Origin of the sequence: Megasphaera sp. AF13-6AC (genome assembly GCF_027685385.1) — a bacterium.
Taxonomy (GTDB): domain Bacteria; phylum Bacillota; class Negativicutes; order Veillonellales; family Megasphaeraceae; genus Megasphaera; species Megasphaera micronuciformis.
The window spans coordinates 4,240-6,372 of sequence record NZ_JAQCUN010000078.1 but is presented as its reverse complement, the minus strand read 5'-3'; the positions used below and the strand labels follow the sequence as shown (position 1 = coordinate 6,372).

General features: G+C 44.5%; 4 protein-coding genes. All 4 read left to right on the top strand.

What is annotated here, in order from left to right:
• Positions 1 to 416: ParB/RepB/Spo0J family partition protein (locus PGX78_RS05480; protein WP_442864800.1), on the top strand; the 416-nt coding region annotated here is incomplete at its 5' end.
• 58 nt (positions 417 to 474) lie between these two features.
• Entirely contained in the window at positions 475 to 999 is a 525-nt protein-coding gene (locus PGX78_RS05475) for a DUF4446 family protein (protein WP_270445784.1), read from the top strand.
• Between the two features lie 12 nt (positions 1,000 to 1,011).
• On the top strand, positions 1,012 to 1,974 hold the full coding sequence (locus PGX78_RS05470) for a M23 family metallopeptidase (protein ID WP_270445783.1): 963 nt from the start codon (positions 1,012 to 1,014) through the stop codon (positions 1,972 to 1,974).
• 28 nt (positions 1,975 to 2,002) lie between these two features.
• Positions 2,003 to 2,133: peptidylprolyl isomerase (locus PGX78_RS05465; protein WP_270445786.1), on the top strand; the 131-nt coding region annotated here is incomplete at its 3' end.

The following is a 2,133-nucleotide window of genomic DNA, read 5'->3' as shown; positions in this document are numbered from 1 at the left end:
TGCGTCTTTTAGGTCTTTCGCCGGCAGTGCTCAAATCGGTGGAGGCCGGGGTACTGACCATGGGGCAAGCACGACCTTTATTGGCCTTGTCGGAAGAAAGTGTGCAAAAGAAGGCGGCTTTACACATTGCTACGGCCGGATTGAATGCCCGTCAGGCGGAGCAGTTTGTTAAGCACTTACTGGAAGGGTCCCAAGGACGTTCAGATGCACCGCCGGCCGATGCCCATGTAGAGGCATTGCGGGATCGACTGAAAATGCACTTCGGCACGAATGTGGCCATTCGTATTAATAAGAAAAATAAAGGAAAAATCGAAATTTCCTTTGCTTCGGAAGCGGAATTTGAGCGATTAATGTCTCTTTTAACAGAAACCAATACACAGGAAACAATGCAAGACGGCCTCTCTTTTACGGTATAACGTACGTAAGACGGGTCTGTTGCAGGACCTGTTTTTTGATATAGGGAGGAAAGAGCTTATGTTTGAAGGATTGGATACGGAAATCTTTTTATGGGCAGGCGGCGGAGCTATTATCGTACTTTTGTTGCTCTTACTCATCTACATCGGTCTTTTAAATTATCGTCTTGTGAAATTACAGAAAAAGTACACTTTTTTTATGCAAGATGAGATAGGACAAAGCCTGGAGGCGAAATTGCATGCAGATGTTGCGGAACTACAGGAGTTGAGAGGGTCTCTGGACTTAATGCACAGTACGCAGAAGGATATCTTATCCATGCAAAATCAATGCTTTCGTAAAATCGGCTTTGTTAAATATAATGCTTTTGATAATATAGGCAACAATCTGAGTTTTGCTTTTACTATTTTAGACGGCAAGAATGACGGATTCTGCTTGTCGAGTGTATATGGTCGAAATGAGTCGCGTATTTTTGCAAAGCCTATTATTGACGGTAAGTGTCTATACAGCATGAGTGAGGAAGAAAAAGAAAGCCTTGCCGATGCATTACGTTATACCGGAACGGTCAGCCCGGTACAAAAGGGATAGGAAGGCGATTTTTTGGACGCTAAGGATAAGGTGGTACAGCTCATTGAAACCGCAAAGTCTTGCGGGCTCAAAATGAAATTGCGTAGTATGAAGGCGCTGGAAGCTCCGGAAGAGCCGGTAGTTCTTTCGCCTGAACGATACAGAAAATATAAAATAACGGCTCTCATAGTTGTTATTGTAGGGGCCGTGCTTCTTATAGCCTTTGTTTTCGGGCTTGTATCATATACGACTATGCGAGAACAGGAAGAACTGCATCAACAGCAATTAGAACTGTTAAGAGATAAGACTACATCACTGGAAGAAAAAATGGATAAAATGGACTCTTTGGATCAAGAGCTCCGCCAGATGGTTAAAGGCGCCGGCGCCGGTGAATCCCCAAAAGGTGAGGGCAGCGTAGTAGGCCAAAAAAAGAAAAGCGAAGATTTATCACATGCCGGATATAATGAATTACTACACGCTGCCTCCCGTTTGGAAACAAAGAGTAATGCCCGAATTATCAGCTTTATTACGCTAAAAACAGTACTTGGCGATACGGCGGGACAGCAAGTTATTCATATGCAGCAGTCGACAAGTAAGTATAGCGCATCTACGTATCCCTCTATTTGGCCTGTAAACGGAACGATTACGTCCCAGTACGGATATCGGACAAGCCCTATGGCAGGGGCAAGTTCCTTCCACGAAGGCATCGATATCGGTGTTGAATACGGTACGCCTGTGCGGGCTACGGCATCAGGGAAGGTTACGGTTGCCGGCTGGGTTTCAGGCTACGGCAATCTGGTTGAAATCGACCATGGTAACGGAATTGTTACTCGGTACGGACACAACTCTATGCTTCTTGTCGTAGAAGGGCAGGAAGTAAAGACGGGTGATATTATCGCTCTGGCCGGCAGTACGGGAAACAGCACGGGGCCGCATGTCCATTATGAAGTACGGGTAAACGGATCCCCAACTAATCCCATCTTGTTTTTACCGTAACAGATAATATTTCAGGAGGATTTTTATAATGGAAAAAACATTGTATGCAAAATTTAAAACTAACGAAGGAGACTTTACAGTAGAACTTTTCGCCGATAAAGCTCCGATTACGGTGGGTAACTTTAAAAAATTGGCAGACAAAAAATTTTATGACGGGAC